This is a genomic window from Cyclobacterium jeungdonense (genome assembly GCF_010994275.1).
Taxonomy (GTDB): Bacteria; Bacteroidota; Bacteroidia; order Cytophagales; family Cyclobacteriaceae; genus Cyclobacterium; species Cyclobacterium jeungdonense.
Genome location: NZ_WMCD01000001.1, coordinates 141,142 through 156,473 on the forward strand (window position 1 = coordinate 141,142; position 15,332 = coordinate 156,473).

Sequence of the window (15,332 nt, forward strand, 5' to 3'; positions counted from 1 at the left end):
TTTTTTTTAGCCTGGAAATTTGGTTTTTGATTACTAAAAATGGATTTTACCATTAAAAATATGCCGAATAAATTATTTGGCTACCGGAGTTTTCGAGTCTTGCATTTCTTGCATCCATTCGGCAAAGCAGGACTCCAGAGAGTGCTGCCATTCTGTAAACTGCTCAAAAGAATCGGCTGACGATGAATAGGAATCTGTTAATTGAGCTAGTAATTGAGGATCAAAGTTTTTAGCTCCCAGGCCAGCACCCGATTTTTGTGCATCCAATGCATTACATTGTTGTTCATATTGCCCTTCAACCGGCACCATTAATGTTTTTTTTCGCAAGTACATGGCCTCAGCGATGGACTCAAATCCGGCAGTGGATAGGTAAGCCTTGCACTGGCTTAATTTTTCAATAAACAAGCGATCGTCAATTTGATGAAACGTCAGGTTGGCCAATGGCTGGTATTTTTGAGGCATTTCACCAGCATCCCAAAATGCCACAATGGTTATATCCGGAAAATTTTTTGCCAATTCAAAAATTTCCCGGGCATAGCCTGAATTGACAATATAAACCAGGAAGAAATCTCCGGAATAGGGAAGGGCTGTGCGAACCGATTTTCTCACCATAGGAGGCCAAACACTGAAATTTTTCACCGCAGACATTCTTTCTGGCTTCCATAGAGAAAGTGCAATGATTTTGGAAGCATTCCAACAGGTGATTTTGGTATTTAGTTTAAACAACTGTTTTTGAATACCTCCCGGTTGAGCAAAAGTAAAATCTGTATGGTAAATAAGGTATTGGTGTCCGATCACAACGAAGGAAGACCTGTAGGGATAGATCATTGCATAAATTCCTCCCAGCATATCGTAAAAATTTAGGACACAATCTGGTTTCTCGGCGACAACGACCTGATCTAATTTTCGAATACTCGCCGTATATCTGGGGAGTTTTTTTAGGTTGTCCCACAAAGTAGCTCCCATTTTTATGGCTTTATTGGCTTTGTCGGTCACAAAATTGGGACTCTGAATCCGGTGGATGGGGCAGGGAAAAGCGTCTAGAAAGTAATCCGGCACTCTTCTTCTGGTGCTGGAACCAAGCACTACCGCCCCGATTTCATGGCCTTGCTTCAGTAGTAATTCTCCAATCACCATGGCCTGGGTCATGTGGCCTCTTCCTTCTCCTTGTACAATAAACAGGAATTTCATTGCCGCTTAGCTAAATTTATCCAAAGGTCTGGTAATAGGCTCTTTTAGGGGAATTACCTTACTTTCGGATGGTTTGACTTTCCCGAAATCCAGCTCATTGTAATAAATGAGTTGCCAGTTTCCTTCCTGATCTTCAGCCAGAGCACTTAAGGATTCCACCCAATCACCCGAATTGTAGTATTCGATGCCCTCAATAGTCCTGATTTCTGCTTTATGTATGTGACCACAGATAATTCCATCACAGCCTTTGGAACGGGCTATTTTACACAATTCCGTTTCAAACCCGTCGATGTAGGAAACAGCTGATTTAACTTTGGACTTCACATATTGGGACAAGGAAAAATAGGGCAACCCTTTTCTTCTCCGATAATGGTTCACACGGGTATTGAGCCAAAGCAAAAAAGTGTAACCCATGTCGCCCAGGTAAGCTATCCAGCGTAGGTGGGTGGTGATGTTGTCAAATACATCTCCATGGGTAATAAAATATTTCTTTCCATTACTTTCGTAAATCAGATCCTTACGGATGGAAAGATTCCCGATTTCCAAGGGCAGTACCTGGTCCAAAAAATCATCGTGATTTCCCCGGAGGTAGATCACTTTGGTACGATCGCAGTCGATCATTTTCAATATCCTGTTGAAAACCCGGGTGTGTTTTCTCTTCCAACTACCTGATTTTTTAAGCTGCCATCCATCTATAATGTCGCCGTTGAGAATCAGATTTTCGCATTGGTATTGTTTGAGAAACCTGACCACTTCTTTGGCCTTGGACCCTTTTGTTCCCAAATGAATGTCGGAAAGAACGATGGTTTTAAAATTTGTTTCCAAAGCTGTTTTGTTTTGGAAGCAATATAAGCCGCTAAGATAAACCGTTGGTGAAGTACTGTTTATCAAAATGCTAATAAAGTACTTGAATTACCTATAGTTGTGAATGAATTGTTACCCGGCTGTTATTCCGGTTGGAGGGATATCAGGCATTAAAGATCAATTTAAAGACCGTTCCCTGGGCCAGGGTGGATTTTACCTGAATGTTGCCCTTATGCCTGCGCATGATTTGTTTGGAGAGGCTCAGTCCTATCCCCGAGCCTTTCTTTTTGGTAGTAAAAAAGGGGATAAAAATCTTGTTTAACGCTTCCTCTTCTATGCCTTTACCAGTGTCTTCCACTTCGATAATAATCTTTCCATTGTCATCTATAAAGGCTCTAAGGAAAATTTTCTTATTGGGAACATTTTCTACGGCATGGATTGCATTCTGAGTGAGGTTGATCATTACTTGTTCGATTTGCGAACAGTCGGCAAACAGCAGCAGTTCTTCGGGAGTAATTTGCTTTTCTAGTTTCACATCCTGGGATTCCAGTTGGCTCTGAAGCAAGATATCCATCTGATCAAACAGTTCCCGTATTTTTATGGCAGAAAATTTAGGGAATGGAATATGTGCGAGGCTTCTGAAATCACTTACAAAGTTGATCAATCCCTCACTTCGCTTCTCTATCGTAGACAGTCCCATTTGATAATCCTTCAACTCGTCCATTTCTACGGTTTCTCCTAGGTGCATCTTGGATTTTATATCCGAACTGATAGTCGCTGCCAGGGAGGAAATCGGTGCAATGGAATTCATTATTTCATGGGTCAGTACCCGAATGAGGTTTTGCCATGCTTCCATTTCTTTTTCCTCCAATTCACTCTGAATATTTTGCAAGGAAACTAATTTAAATTTTACGTCCCTAAGCACCAGCTCTATAGCATAAACTGAAAGCTGCATGATCCCATCCGGATGGGCGATCTTTATCAACTCACTTCCCCCGGTTCGCAAGTTTTCAATGGCATGATGTAGTTCTTTATTAATTGAAGCGATTTCCTGAATATGGGATAGTTTATCTATGTTCAGCATGCGCTTGGCAGCCGTGTTGAGAATCTGCACACTGCCATCCGCCTCAAACGTAATCAATCCAATACTTAGATGTTGGAACACTGTTCGGAAATAATGAAAATTAGCCTCTTTTTCTATCTGGTCTTCCTTGAGTTTCGCCAGAATGGCATTGAATTCAATGTGCAGGTCATCGGTTTCTGTTCCATCGAATTTCACTGGATATACCGTTGCGTAGTTGTTTTGCTTGATGCTGTCTAAAAACTGGCGCACTTTTTTAAAACTACTTTCCGCATAACGGATCAGGAGGATTAGCTGTACAAAAGTGAGTATGATGAACAGTGAAATCGCAAATACTCCGGAATCATTAACAATGATGTAAGCCAGTAAAAAAAGAGTAAGTGTCAGAACAAAAACCCTTCCCAGTAAGCCGATTTTATAATCCATATTTCTCCAACCTTCTGTACAGAGAGGCTCTTGTCAAACCCAACGCTTTCGCTGCTTTGGATATGTTGCCCCCGTTCTTGTCTATGGCTTTTTGGATGAGATTTTTTTCCACCTCGTCCAGGTTGTAGGTATTGCTGCTGACTTTTTCATTGGAAGGTTTGGCGGACAGGAAGAAAAAATCCCTGCTATCCAGCTCATTTCCTTCTGCCATGATGATAGCCCGCTCTATGGCATGCTGCAATTCCCGAATATTACCGGGCCAACTATAGCGCTGCAATAATTGCATGGCATTTTGCTTTAGTCCTTTAAATTGCTTGCGGTATTTTGCGGAGTATACAGTTAAGAAATGAGATGCCAGTATGGGAATGTCATCCTGTCTGTCACGAAGAGGTGGAAGAAAAATTTCTACCGTATTGATTCGGTATAAGAGATCTTGCCGAAATGAATTTTCCAGGATCATGTCATGCACCGGCATGTTAGTGGCGCAGATGAGCCGAATATCGACCGGGATGGATTTATTAGTTCCAATACGCGTCACTTCTCTTTTTTGCAACACCGTCAGCAGTTTAGATTGTAAGGGCATGCTCAGGTTTCCGATTTCATCCAGGAACAAGGTCCCCTTATCCGCTATTTCAAACCTTCCGGCGCGGTCTTCCTTGGCATCCGTATACGCTCCTCTTTTGTGACCAAATAACTCACTCTCAAATAAACTTTCCGTAATGGCACCCATATCGACGCCCACGAAAATTTCATCCTTTCTCTCCGATCGATCATGGATGGCACGAGCTATCAGTTCTTTTCCAGTCCCATTTTCGCCAAGAATAAGAATATTAGCATCGGTTTTAGCGACCTTTTCGATAATGGAAAATACATTCTTCATCGAGGCACTTTGGCCTATGATTTCCGAAAATGGTTTTTTTAAATCCGCCTGCAATTGTTTTTGCCTGTTGGAAAGCTTATCCACCTGATTGTAGCTTTCTTTGAGCTTGACTGCCGCTGAAAGTGTTGCCAGCAGTTTCTCGTTTTGCCAGGGTTTCAAAATAAAATCTGTCGCTCCTTCTTTTAATGCCTGCACCGCCATTTCCACGTCTCCAAAAGCAGTGATCAGGATTACGACTGCCTTGGGGTCAATTTCTTTGATCTGTTTCAACCAATGAAACCCTTCTTTGCCGGAAGTGGTGTCCTCGGTGAAATTCATATCCAGAAGGATTACATCAAAACTATTGTTATTGACTAAAAATGGAATTCTTCTCGGATCTTTTTCAATGAACACTTCTTTCGCATGTTTTTTTAGCAGCATTTTAGCTGCAAATAGCAGGTCCTCATTGTCATCCACTATCAAAATCTTTCCCAAATTCGTCTCTTCCATATTTTATGATTTATCAATGCTGAAATAATGCCATATTTTCACCCGCTAATTTAACCAGAAAAAGCCAATTCTTGAATTTATTTGTACGTAAATGGACAATTTTAGTGCGCTTTTGGACAAGTCTAGATTCCTTACCCGATGAGTTTCATTAGCCTGATAAAAATGTTACCTTTGTTGTTTAAACAAATAAATACAAACTTATGTCTGTAGCAACTAAAGGAAATACCGTAAAGGTACACTACACAGGAAAACTAAAAGACGGAACTATATTTGATTCTTCTCAAGATCGTGAACCGTTGGAATTCATCCTGGGCGATGGAAAAATGATCAAAGGATTTGACGTAGCTGTTGAGGGCATGCAAGTAGGAGATGACAAAAGTGTAACCATTCCGTCTGAGGAAGCTTACGGTCAGAAAAGAGAAGACATGATGCTGGATGTTCCTTTGGAGCAGGTTCCTGCCGAGATTAAGCCTGAGGTAGGAATGGATCTTTCCATTCAGAATCAACAAGGACAGCCTACTCCGGTTAAGGTAGTCCATGTAGACGAAGCTAAAATTACCCTTGATGCTAACCATCCTCTTGCTGGAGAAGATTTGGTTTTTGATATCAAGTTGGTAGAAGTAAAGTAATAGGTGTTAAAAGATTAAAAGGGAGGTAAACGGGTCGTTTGTCTCCCTTTTTTTATTCGTCCAGGTTTACATTTCTTTCCATGCTTCCTGGTGGATTAGCATACACACTTTTGGTCTTATTGTATTTTGCATTGCCCACTTCGACTACAAATAGTTTACTGTTCAAATGAGTAAAATCATAGCTTTTTTGCATACCATCAGTTGGATTCAGTTGGTCGTGCAAAATCAAATTCCCTAGAATATCGTATATTTTTACATCCGTCAGTTGTTTGCTTGGTTTTTCCAAAACCAATTTAAACTTTTTATTTCCCAGGGATTGAAGATTAAAGTTTACCGGGGCAGAACCCAAATCCGTTGGAAATGATATTTCAGTTTCAATAAGTTTCCTGACATTCTGTGCTCCTACAATAAATGTACTTGCATAATAAAAGGCTAACAAAAGAAAAACAAGGGGTATGTATTTTTTGGTAATTTTATCTCCATCCATTAACGCACAAATTGCAAAAATTGAACCGAAAAATTTTAATTTTTCATCAATAATTAATATTAATTAACAAAATTATAATTTATTAATTAATTTTTTATCCTGAAAGATATGCAATGTTGGAGGTTTTATGTAAGTGGTACTGCTCGGGTAAGTATGGATTCAAAATGACTCCGGGCGGTTGAATACCATTAAGGTGTTGGCATCCATTAAAACTACCTTATTATTTGTCAATGCCAATGCCCTGATCTCCGGTAAATCTGGTAAAAGAAGTTTGGAACTAACTTCTGACAAAAAATTCGTTTTAATCAAGTAATTGTTTTCCAGGGAATAGATGTTTTCATTATCTATAAAAGCCGGAAGATTCCCGGGTATGTCAATTTTTTTAATGTAATTTGCCTGATTATCAAATAGGTGCATCCCCTCGCTTGCTATTTGTAGAAACAACAGGTTCTTTCTCTCCAGAATTTGTATGACTTGCAAACTACTTTGAGGTAGTAATGCCATTAATGGTTGTCGCTGTATCGTGTTGCCAGATGACCGATCGATCTTTTTAAGACTCAGATCAGCTTCATCATAAAGCCATAAGCCATGATTATTTCCCTGGCTAGCCTGACTGATATACCCGGTAATTCCAAGGTCAGGTATTGAATTTCTGCTGATTGGATTTAGAAATCGGTCAAGGATTTCAAATTGCTGCAGACTTGCCGAATACAAAAAAATGGTCACCGTCCAAAAAGCGTCCAATTGGGTGAGCACCGAGCTGAACGCCGGGGCATAAATATTTAGCGAATCGCCCTGCTCGCTAAACTGTCTCAAGTAGCCGTTTTGATCACTAACGAAAATATTTCCTCGTCTGTCAACTGATAGCTTGTCGGGTCGATGCAACTCCAATTGCCAGGCTTTTTTGGGAATGCCTTGTAGGTGGCCTCGGATGGATACCCCAACGATTAAAATAAAAATCAGAATAGCGACCTTATTCAGATTTGATGGCATATCCATTGTACGATTTGAGTTGAAAAAACGATCCGTCAAATTCGCCATAATGGCACTGATTCACCCATTCCCCTAAATTAAAATAGGTGGAATTTTCATGAAGAGGTAAGTTCAGAGGCAAGTGGCGGTGTCCAAATATGTAATAATCAAAATGCATCTTTTTTTCGATTTCCAGGCAATATTGGTATAACCACTCATTTTCTTTCCCCTTGAATTCCCCCTCTTTTTTTTGATCATTGGTCAGCCTGCTATTTTTTGACCAGGAATGTGCGATGGCCATGCCAATATCCGGATGAATCCACTTGAAGAGCCATTGGCAGTATTTACTTGTGAAAATTCGTTTCAAAATCTTGTACTTTTTGTCCCCAGGACCCAATCCGTCACCATGACCCACCAGAAACTTTTTTTGATTAATTTCCATTTCCAAGGGGTGGTGAAATACCGGGATTTCGAGTTCCTCCGTAAAATAATCGCGCATCCACAGGTCATGGTTTCCCGTGAAGAAAAAAAGTGGAATGCCATCGGCCCGCATGGAGGTTATTTTGGAAATGAAACGAACAAATCCCTTTGGAATGACTTTTTCATATTCAAACCAGAAATCGAATAGATCTCCCAAAAAAAACACCGCAGCGGCATCTTTTTCTATCTCTCCTAGCCATTTGATGATTTTTTGTTCTCGTTCCCTGCTTGACTCCAAATCCGGAGTTCCCAGGTGAAAATCGGATACAAAATATACTTTTTGCTGATCTTTTAACCGGATCTTCATTTTGCCAGGGGGAAGGGTATTGGTTCCGGAAAAGGACATATATTGACTCACATTTTTCTAAAAAAAGAATCGTAGCCGGAAAATCACAAACTCCGACGACATACTAAAGGAATTTAACAATATAAATATAGGAGAATAAAAGGTGAATCACTAGAATGAAACATAAGCTAACTTTTATCCATCGGCTTAGTTTTTTACCGCCTTTTCCTGAGAGATGATTAAACAAGGAATTCCGATAAAAAAGCGGCCGAGCCTCTCTTTTACCGGAATTTTCATTTACAATTTACAGGAAATCAATCTCTATTTTCTATCACATCTTCTTTCTTCTCTTCCTCTTCATCGGACACTTCTTCCTTTTTAGGCTCTATCGATTCGATGTTTTTGCCATCCACCACTTTAGTGAATTTTTCATAAGTGGTTTCCTTGTCAAAAGGTCTCTTTCCAATAAGGTTTTCCAGGTCGGATTGAAACAATATTTCTTTTTCCAGCAACTTTTGAGCAATTATTTCAAGTTCTTTTTGTCGCTCCCTAAGTAACGTGATAGTTTTTACGTAAGAAAACTCAATTAACTTACGAACTTCCTCATCTATGGTTTGAGCAGTATTTTCAGAATAGGGCTTGTCGAATTTATACTCACTTGCTTTACTGTCGTAGAAGGAAACATTTCCTATTTTTTCGTTCATTCCATAAATGGATACAATGGAATAGGCCATTTTTGTAATCCTTTCGAGATCGCTCAACGCTCCGGTGGATATTTTTCCGAAAATGATTTCTTCTGCCGCCCGACCTCCAAGTGCCATGCACATCTCGTCAATTAATTGTTCGGTTTGGTAAAGGAATTGTTCTTTAGGGAGGTATTGCGCATAACCCAGGGCAGCGATACCCCTTGGTACAATACTAACCTTTACCAATGGATCTGCATGTTCTAAGAACCATCCGGCCACGGCATGACCCGCCTCATGGTAGGCAACAATTTTCTTTTCTTCCGGGGAAATGATTTTATTTTTCTTCTCCAGACCTCCAATAACCCGATCTACGGCATCCTGAAAGTCCTGCATGTCTACGGCCTCCTTATTTCTTCTCGCAGCGATCAAAGCAGCTTCATTACAAACGTTGGCTATTTCAGCACCTGCAAATCCCGGCGTTTGCGCAGCCAGTTTTTTCGGCTCCACATCATCTGCTGTTTTAATTGGCTCCAAATGCACTTTGAAAATGGCTTCTCTTCCAACCATATCCGGCTTATCTATACTTATTTGACGATCAAACCTACCTGCCCTAAGCAGCGCACTGTCCAGTACATCCGGTCGGTTGGTAGCTGCTAAAACGATAACTCCTGAATCCGTGCCGAAGCCATCCATTTCCACCAATAAGGAATTAAGGGTGTTTTCCCGTTCATCATTGGATCCTGGCATCTGTCCTTTGCCTCTGGACCGGCCAATCGCATCAATTTCATCAATAAATATAATACAAGGAGCTTTTTCTTTCGCCTGCTTGAAAAGGTCGCGCACTCTTGCGGCACCTACCCCCACAAACATTTCTACAAAATCAGACCCCGACAAGGTGAAAAAAGGAACACCCGCTTCACCTGCGACGGCCTTAGCCAATAATGTTTTTCCAGTACCAGGAGGGCCAATTAGTAGGGCGCCTTTTGGAATTTTGCCACCCAACTTGGTGAATTTACCAGGGGTTTTAAGAAACTCTACAATTTCTTCGACTTCCTCTTTTGCCTCGTCCAAACCTGCCACGTTGTCAAAAGTAATCTTGACCTTATTTTCTGCATCAAACAACTGGGCCTTCGATTTTCCTACATTGAAAATCTGACCTCCGGGACCACTCGGACCCGACATTCTACGCATCATCATCCAGAAAAGAAAAAAGATCAGTATTAAGAAACCAAAGCTGGAAATCCAATTTCCCCAGCTCTCCTCTTCCTTGGCTGAATACCCGATTCGTTCATCCTCTGGCAATTGCTCTTCTAATCGAGTATAGCTTTCAATGAAGTTATCAACAGAGGCTATATTAATTCGATAATGAGGTCCGGTAGGATTATAAAACCTATTTTGAGCCTCTAATTCGTCTTTGTAGCGTTGATTTTCTAAAGCGGCCTCCCTCAGGGTAACCTCAACGTAGTTCTGGTTGTAGATTACGGTTACTTTCTGAACATCGTTACTTAAAACCATGTCTTCAAAGCGCTTCATCGTAATCTCCAGGGTGGCTGAATTCTGATTGAACCAAGTCACACCTATCAAAACGATAACCGCTGTAATTATCAACCAGAGTTGAAAATTGGGCTTTTGGGGTGGCTTTGGAACAAACTTTTTAGATTTATTTTTATCACTCATGTTGATTTTATTATTACTATAAACTTTTTGTACAACGAAATAAAAAAATGAAAGTTTAAATCCACCGGATTTAGTGACTGTTTATTTTGGTCACCTTGGCATCTCCCCAAAGCTCTTCCAATTGATAAAATTCTCTCTTTTCTTTCAAGAATATGTGAACGACCACATTAACATAATCCATCAATACCCATTGGCGGTTATTTTTACCCTCACTTTTCCAGGGTTTTTCCTGGTTGGTTTTGTAAACTTCTTCCTCCACTGAATTGGAAATACCTTCAATTTGAGTATCAGAGCTGCCGGAACAAATCACAAAAAAATCAGTCATTGTGCTATTGATGTCTCGTAAATCCATTACCACGATCTCGGAAGCCTTTTTATCTTCCATACCTTTCACTATTACTTTGCTCAACTCCTCTGCCGTCATATATTCTTTTTGGTATTTTTTTTAGTAATTTCCATTTTATGGCTAATTTCAATGTAATTTTAAATATCCTGATTATGGGATAAAATAACTAATTATAAATGCATAAAATCCTTGCCAATACGGGTTTTCTGGGAAAAGATTTGCAAATACTGACAGACTGTCACTCTACGAATGAATCAGCTGTCTCCCGGCTCCGGTCTGGAAAAGCGAAAGAAGGGACCGTCATCCTTACCCATAATCAAACCCAAGGAAGAGGGCAAAGAGGTAATCGCTGGCATTCCAAACCTGGAATGAACCTTACATTTTCAATGGTTTTCAAACCCGATTTTCTCTCAGTAGATCGGCAATTTCTACTCAATATGGCCATTGCACTCGGAGTACAAAAGGCGCTGTGCCGTTTGGTTTCCGGCATCAACATTAAGTGGCCCAATGATTTTCTTTCTGCGGAAGGAAAGAAAATCGGCGGCATGCTGGTTGAAAATACACTTTCAGGTAATCGGATTGTTGCTTCAGTGGTGGGAATAGGTGTGAATGTAAATCAACATGAGTTTTCGGTTCCAGAAGCGACTTCCCTCGCAAACCTGTCAGGCAAGGCCTATTCGTTGGACCAGCTACTGGAAATCTTACTGGTTTCGGTGGAAGATTATTATCTGAAGTTGAAATCTGGGGAACAGGAAATCATCCAAAAAGAATACCTTAGTCAATTGTACCGATTCGGCACCTGGGCAAGTTACGAAGATGATGAGGTTTTTACCGGGAAAATAGTCGATGTTGGTATTCATGGACGCTTAATAATCACGAAACAAAACGGAACAATAGCAAGTTATGATTTGAAACAAATTCGTTTCATTTAATTAACCTAATTTTCTTTTGTGTCTCTGAATACTTAAATTTGACCAAATTAATTTAAACTACAGTAAAAAATTAAACATGTCTACAACCAAATCTCAAAAATATACCCAGTACAAAGTCAAGGATATCTCACTTGCTGCATACGGAAGAAAAGAAATCAGACTGGCAGAAAGTGAAATGCCCGGACTGATGGCTCTGAGGGAGGAATTCGGCGCCTCACAACCATTGAAAGGTGCTAGAATAGCGGGTTGCCTTCACATGACCATACAGACAGCTGTCTTGATAGAAACATTAGTTGCACTTGGGGCTGAAGTGACCTGGTCCTCCTGTAACATTTTTTCCACACAAGATCACGCTGCGGCTGCCATTGCAGAAGCGGGTATAAGTGTTTATGCTTGGAAAGGACTATCTGCTGAGGATTTTGATTGGTGTATTGAACAGACCTTGTTTTTTGGAGAAGAGCGCAAACCCCTGAATATGATTTTGGATGACGGGGGAGATCTTACCAATATGGTCCTGGATAACTATCCGGAGTTGGTTTCAGGAATCAAAGGCCTGTCGGAAGAAACAACTACCGGGGTTCATAGACTGTACGAACGGATGAAAAACGGCACTCTTACCATCCCAGCTATTAATGTGAACGATTCGGTTACAAAATCGAAATTTGATAACAAATATGGCTGTAAAGAATCGCTGGTAGATGCGATCAGAAGAGCTACAGATATCATGATGGCAGGTAAAGTAGCTGCAGTAGCCGGTTATGGTGATGTAGGAAAAGGTTCTGCTGCTTCATTGAGAGGTGCCGGTGCCCGGGTGATTGTATCGGAAATTGATCCGATTTGCGCCCTGCAGGCAGCCATGGATGGTTTTGAAGTTAAAAAAATGATAGATGCGGTAAAAGAAGCAGATATTGTAGTAACTGCAACCGGAAATAAAGACATTATTGGAGAGGCTCATTTCAAAGCTCTGAAAGATAAAGCGATTGTTTGTAATATCGGGCATTTCGATAACGAAATCGATATGGCCTGGTTGAATGGAAACTATGGGCATACCAAGGACGAAATCAAGCCTCAGGTAGATTTGTACCATCTGGACGGCAAGGATATTATCCTGTTAGCAGAAGGCAGACTAGTGAATTTGGGCTGTGCCACCGGGCATCCGTCATTTGTAATGTCTAATTCCTTTACTAATCAAACCCTGGCTCAAATGGAACTTTGGAAGAATACCGATCAATACGAGGCGGGTGTTTACATGCTACCCAAGCATCTGGATGAAAAAGTGGCTGCCTTGCATCTGAAAAAATTGGGAGTAGAGCTAGACGAGTTGACCGACGATCAGGCAACTTATATTGGGGTAAACCAAAAAGGTCCGTACAAGCCCGATTATTACAGGTATTAATAGTCTTTCCTTAAATAAAAATCACCATTCAAAACCCGGATTAATTCCGGGTTTTTTTTTATTTCCTTTCCTGTGTTCATTCGCCAATTATTTTTTTTAGGGGATATGATTTTCATCATGTGATTATTTCATGAATTACGCTAATTTGCTATTTTTCTACCAAATAATTCTTGTTATGACAAAATATTGTATTTCCTTTAAAGACATCCGGCATACGGATCTGGCAAGCGTTGGAGGTAAAAATGCTTCGCTGGGAGAAATGATCCGGAAAATGACCCCATTAGGAATTCGCGTTCCCATGGGTTTTGCTTTGACAGTGGCTGCTTACAGGGCATTCCTAAAAGCTGCTGAATTAGAGATTCCGCTTAAAGATTGTTTGGATTCTCTGGACACGAAAAAGTTACGGAATTTGTCGGAGGTGGGCAGGCAATGCCGCAAACTGATTCTCTCTGCAGAAATTCCCGATCAAATCCGTCAAGAGGTTTTAGAATCTTATCAGGGTTTAGGTAAAAAAAAGTCAGTTGCAGCGAGAAGCAGTGCCACCGCAGAGGATCTTCCCACCGCCAGTTTTGCTGGCCAACACGATAGTTTTCTGAATATCAAGGGGGCCAAGGCTTTGCTGGAGGCGGTAAGGAACTGCTACGCCTCTCTATTTAACGACAGGGCTATTAAGTACCGCCTGGATAATGGATTTGATCATATGGAAGTAGGACTCTCTGTGAGTGTTCAAAATATGGTTAGGTCTGATAAAGGAAGTGCAGGAGTGGCCTTTACCATGGACCCTGAATCGGGATTGGATAAGGTCGTATACCTCACCTCCGCCTGGGGACTTGGTGAATTGGTAGTTCAAGGTGCGGTAAATCCTGACGAGTTTTACCTGTTTAAACCTTCCCTGATAAAGGGCTTACCTTATCCTTTGTTGCAAAAGAAGTTGGGGGCCAAAGAACATAAAATGATCTTTTCAAAGGATACAAAAAATCCAGTGAAAAGGATATCCACCACTGCCAGGGAAAAGCAGCAATTTTCCCTGGATGAAGCTGATGTCATTCAACTGGGTAAATGGTGTCTGGAAATAGAAAAGCTTTACCAAACGCCCATGGATATTGAGTGGGCGAAAGATGGAAAAACGGGTGAATTGAATATCGTTCAGGCCCGACCCGAAACCGTCCACACCAAGAAAGCACCTACCTTGAAGAGTTATCGCCTGAAAAGTAAGGAAAGTCCTTTATGTATAGGTAAAGCAGTCGGTAAAGCGATTGCCACGGGGAAGGTAGCGATCGTGAATTCATTGGCAGACGCTTCTAAAGTAAAAATGGGAGACATAATCGTCGCAGATAGTACGAACCCCGACTGGAATGCGCTGTTAAGGAAAGCGGTTTGCATTGTCACTAATAAGGGGGGCAGGACGAGTCATGCCTCGATTGTGGCCAGGGAGCTTGGGATCCATGCAGTAGTAGGCTGTGGTAACGCTACCGAAAAATTGAAGGACGGACAAATCGTAACGGTTTCTTGTGCTGATGGTGACGAGGGAAAGGTTTATGATGGGAAATTGCCCTTTGAAGTTGAAGAAATTGCACTGGAAAACCTCAAGGATACGAAAACCAATGCGATGCTTATCCTTGCAGATCCTGGAAGTGCCTTTCAGCTGGCCATGTATCCGCAACAGGGAGTAGGTCTGTTGCGCATGGAATTCATTATTTCCACGAGCATTCGGGTTCACCCCATGGCTTTGGTGAACTTTGAAGAATTGATGGAAAGCAACGAGAAAAAAGCCATCCAGGCAATTACTTCCGATTATGAAGATAAGGAGCTTTATTTTGTCGAAAAATTGGCTTCCTCAGTAGGATTGGTCGCAGCTGCTTTCTATCCGAAAGAAGTAATCGTACGCATGAGCGATTTTAAATCTAATGAATACAAAGATTTGATAGGAGGGAAATACTTTGAGCCGGAAGAGGAAAATCCCATGTTGGGTTTCAGGGGAGCGTCCAGATATTACCACGAGATGTACAGAGAAGGTTTTGGCCTGGAATGCAGGGCCATGAAACGGGTCCGCGAAGAAATGGGTCTGGATAATGTGAAATTGATGATTCCATTTTGCAGAACGCCAGAAGAAGGAAAAAAAGTACTGGCATGCATGCAATCTTTCGGTCTGGAAAGGGGAAAAAACCATCTGGAGGTTTACATGATGGTGGAGATCCCCAGCAACATAATTTTAGCGAAATCCTTCGCCGATCTGTTTGATGGATTTTCTATTGGTACCAATGACCTAACTCAGTTAATTTTAGGTGTGGATCGGGATTCTGCTCTGGTCAGCGGGCTTTTTGACGAGAATAATCCAGCGGTTAAAGAAATGCTTGAAAGTGTCATTCGGGATGTAAAAGGAAAAGGAAAAAAAATCGGCTTGTGCGGACAGGCTCCAAGTGATTACCCTGAATTTGCTGGATTTCTGGTTAGTATGGGGATAGATAGCATTTCATTCAATGCGGATGCCTTGATTACTGGCATTGGAAATATCCAAAAGGCGGAAAATTTAGTATAATAAAGACATAATGGCAGGGAAAGACTTGGTG

13 protein-coding genes are annotated in these 15,332 nt (G+C 41.1%); 4 read left to right on the forward strand and 9 right to left on the reverse strand.

Annotated features, from left to right (window positions below):
• Positions 1–72: 72 nt before the first annotated feature.
• The 4 genes from GKS34_RS00500 to GKS34_RS00515 all read right to left on the reverse strand — a co-directional run bounded on the left by GKS34_RS00500 (position 73) and on the right by GKS34_RS00515 (position 4,871).
• On the reverse strand, positions 73–1,191 hold the full coding sequence (locus GKS34_RS00500; protein ID WP_163382859.1) for a glycosyltransferase family protein: 1,119 nt from the start codon (positions 1,189–1,191) through the stop codon (positions 73–75).
• A 6-nt stretch (positions 1,192–1,197) separates the two neighbouring features.
• Entirely contained in the window at positions 1,198–2,016 is an 819-nt protein-coding gene (locus GKS34_RS00505; protein ID WP_163382860.1) for a UDP-2,3-diacylglucosamine diphosphatase, read from the reverse strand.
• Positions 2,017–2,158: 142 nt separating this feature from the next.
• On the reverse strand, positions 2,159–3,502 hold the full coding sequence (locus GKS34_RS00510; protein WP_163382861.1) for a sensor histidine kinase: 1,344 nt from the start codon (positions 3,500–3,502) through the stop codon (positions 2,159–2,161).
• Entirely contained in the window at positions 3,492–4,871 is a 1,380-nt protein-coding gene (locus GKS34_RS00515; RefSeq protein WP_163382862.1) for a sigma-54-dependent transcriptional regulator, read from the reverse strand. Before GKS34_RS00515 ends, GKS34_RS00510 begins: the two co-directional genes overlap by 11 nt.
• A gap of 200 nt (positions 4,872–5,071) precedes the next feature.
• Here GKS34_RS00515 and GKS34_RS00520 point away from each other — a divergent pair, with 200 nt between their 5' ends.
• On the forward strand, positions 5,072–5,500 hold the full coding sequence (locus GKS34_RS00520) for an FKBP-type peptidyl-prolyl cis-trans isomerase (protein ID WP_162418674.1): 429 nt from the start codon (positions 5,072–5,074) through the stop codon (positions 5,498–5,500).
• Between the two features lie 52 nt (positions 5,501–5,552).
• Here the strand turns inward: GKS34_RS00520 and GKS34_RS00525 are convergent, their stop codons facing one another.
• The 5 genes from GKS34_RS00525 to rsfS form a co-directional block, all read right to left on the reverse strand.
• Positions 5,553–5,987 (reverse strand): T9SS type A sorting domain-containing protein, encoded by a 435-nt coding sequence (locus tag GKS34_RS00525; RefSeq protein ID WP_163382863.1) that lies wholly within the window; start codon positions 5,985–5,987, stop codon positions 5,553–5,555.
• Positions 5,988–6,146: 159 nt separating this feature from the next.
• Positions 6,147–6,980 carry a hypothetical protein gene (locus GKS34_RS00530; protein ID WP_163382864.1) on the reverse strand — a complete coding sequence of 278 codons (834 nt, stop codon included), beginning with the start codon at positions 6,978–6,980 and terminating at the stop codon, positions 6,147–6,149.
• Positions 6,961–7,746, reverse strand: coding sequence for a UDP-2,3-diacylglucosamine diphosphatase (locus tag GKS34_RS00535; protein WP_163383694.1), 786 nt, complete (start codon positions 7,744–7,746; stop codon positions 6,961–6,963). The genes GKS34_RS00530 and GKS34_RS00535 overlap by 20 nt, the downstream gene beginning before the upstream one ends.
• 293 nt (positions 7,747–8,039) lie before the next feature.
• Positions 8,040–10,088 carry an ATP-dependent zinc metalloprotease FtsH gene (gene ftsH, locus GKS34_RS00540; protein WP_163382865.1) on the reverse strand — a complete coding sequence of 683 codons (2,049 nt, stop codon included), beginning with the start codon at positions 10,086–10,088 and terminating at the stop codon, positions 8,040–8,042.
• Between the two features lie 70 nt (positions 10,089–10,158).
• Positions 10,159–10,512, reverse strand: coding sequence for a ribosome silencing factor (rsfS, locus tag GKS34_RS00545; protein WP_163382866.1), 354 nt, complete (start codon positions 10,510–10,512; stop codon positions 10,159–10,161).
• 98 nt (positions 10,513–10,610) lie between these two features.
• Between rsfS and GKS34_RS00550 the strand changes: the two genes are divergently transcribed.
• The 3 genes from GKS34_RS00550 (at position 10,611) to ppsA (ending at position 15,301) form a co-directional block, all read left to right on the forward strand.
• Entirely contained in the window at positions 10,611–11,366 is a 756-nt protein-coding gene (locus GKS34_RS00550) for a biotin--[acetyl-CoA-carboxylase] ligase (RefSeq protein ID WP_163382867.1), read from the forward strand.
• A gap of 76 nt (positions 11,367–11,442) precedes the next feature.
• Complete coding sequence (ahcY, locus tag GKS34_RS00555) at positions 11,443–12,762, forward strand: adenosylhomocysteinase (RefSeq protein WP_163382868.1); 1,320 nt, start codon at positions 11,443–11,445, stop codon at positions 12,760–12,762.
• Positions 12,763–12,937: 175 nt separating this feature from the next.
• Positions 12,938–15,301 carry a phosphoenolpyruvate synthase gene (gene ppsA, locus GKS34_RS00560; RefSeq protein ID WP_163382869.1) on the forward strand — a complete coding sequence of 788 codons (2,364 nt, stop codon included), beginning with the start codon at positions 12,938–12,940 and terminating at the stop codon, positions 15,299–15,301.
• Positions 15,302–15,332 lie beyond the last annotated feature (31 nt).

Excerpts from the sequence above, each read along its gene's own strand:
- ahcY (WP_163382868.1), top strand. The coding sequence starts at position 11,443 with ATGTCTACAACCAAATCTCAAAAATATACCCAGTACAAAGTCAAGGAT.
- GKS34_RS00530 (WP_163382864.1), bottom strand. The coding sequence starts at position 6,980 with ATGCCATCAAATCTGAATAAGGTCGCTATTCTGATTTTTATTTTAATC.
- GKS34_RS00550 (WP_163382867.1), top strand. The coding sequence starts at position 10,611 with ATGCATAAAATCCTTGCCAATACGGGTTTTCTGGGAAAAGATTTGCAA.
- GKS34_RS00510 (WP_163382861.1), bottom strand. The coding sequence starts at position 3,502 with ATGGATTATAAAATCGGCTTACTGGGAAGGGTTTTTGTTCTGACACTT.
- ftsH (WP_163382865.1), bottom strand. The coding sequence starts at position 10,088 with ATGAGTGATAAAAATAAATCTAAAAAGTTTGTTCCAAAGCCACCCCAA.
- rsfS (WP_163382866.1), bottom strand. The coding sequence starts at position 10,512 with ATGACGGCAGAGGAGTTGAGCAAAGTAATAGTGAAAGGTATGGAAGAT.
- ppsA (WP_163382869.1), top strand. The coding sequence starts at position 12,938 with ATGACAAAATATTGTATTTCCTTTAAAGACATCCGGCATACGGATCTG.
- GKS34_RS00515 (WP_163382862.1), bottom strand. The coding sequence starts at position 4,871 with ATGGAAGAGACGAATTTGGGAAAGATTTTGATAGTGGATGACAATGAG.
- GKS34_RS00525 (WP_163382863.1), bottom strand. The coding sequence starts at position 5,987 with ATGGATGGAGATAAAATTACCAAAAAATACATACCCCTTGTTTTTCTT.
- GKS34_RS00520 (WP_162418674.1), top strand. The coding sequence starts at position 5,072 with ATGTCTGTAGCAACTAAAGGAAATACCGTAAAGGTACACTACACAGGA.
- GKS34_RS00500 (WP_163382859.1), bottom strand. The coding sequence starts at position 1,191 with ATGAAATTCCTGTTTATTGTACAAGGAGAAGGAAGAGGCCACATGACC.
- GKS34_RS00535 (WP_163383694.1), bottom strand. The coding sequence starts at position 7,746 with ATGAAGATCCGGTTAAAAGATCAGCAAAAAGTATATTTTGTATCCGAT.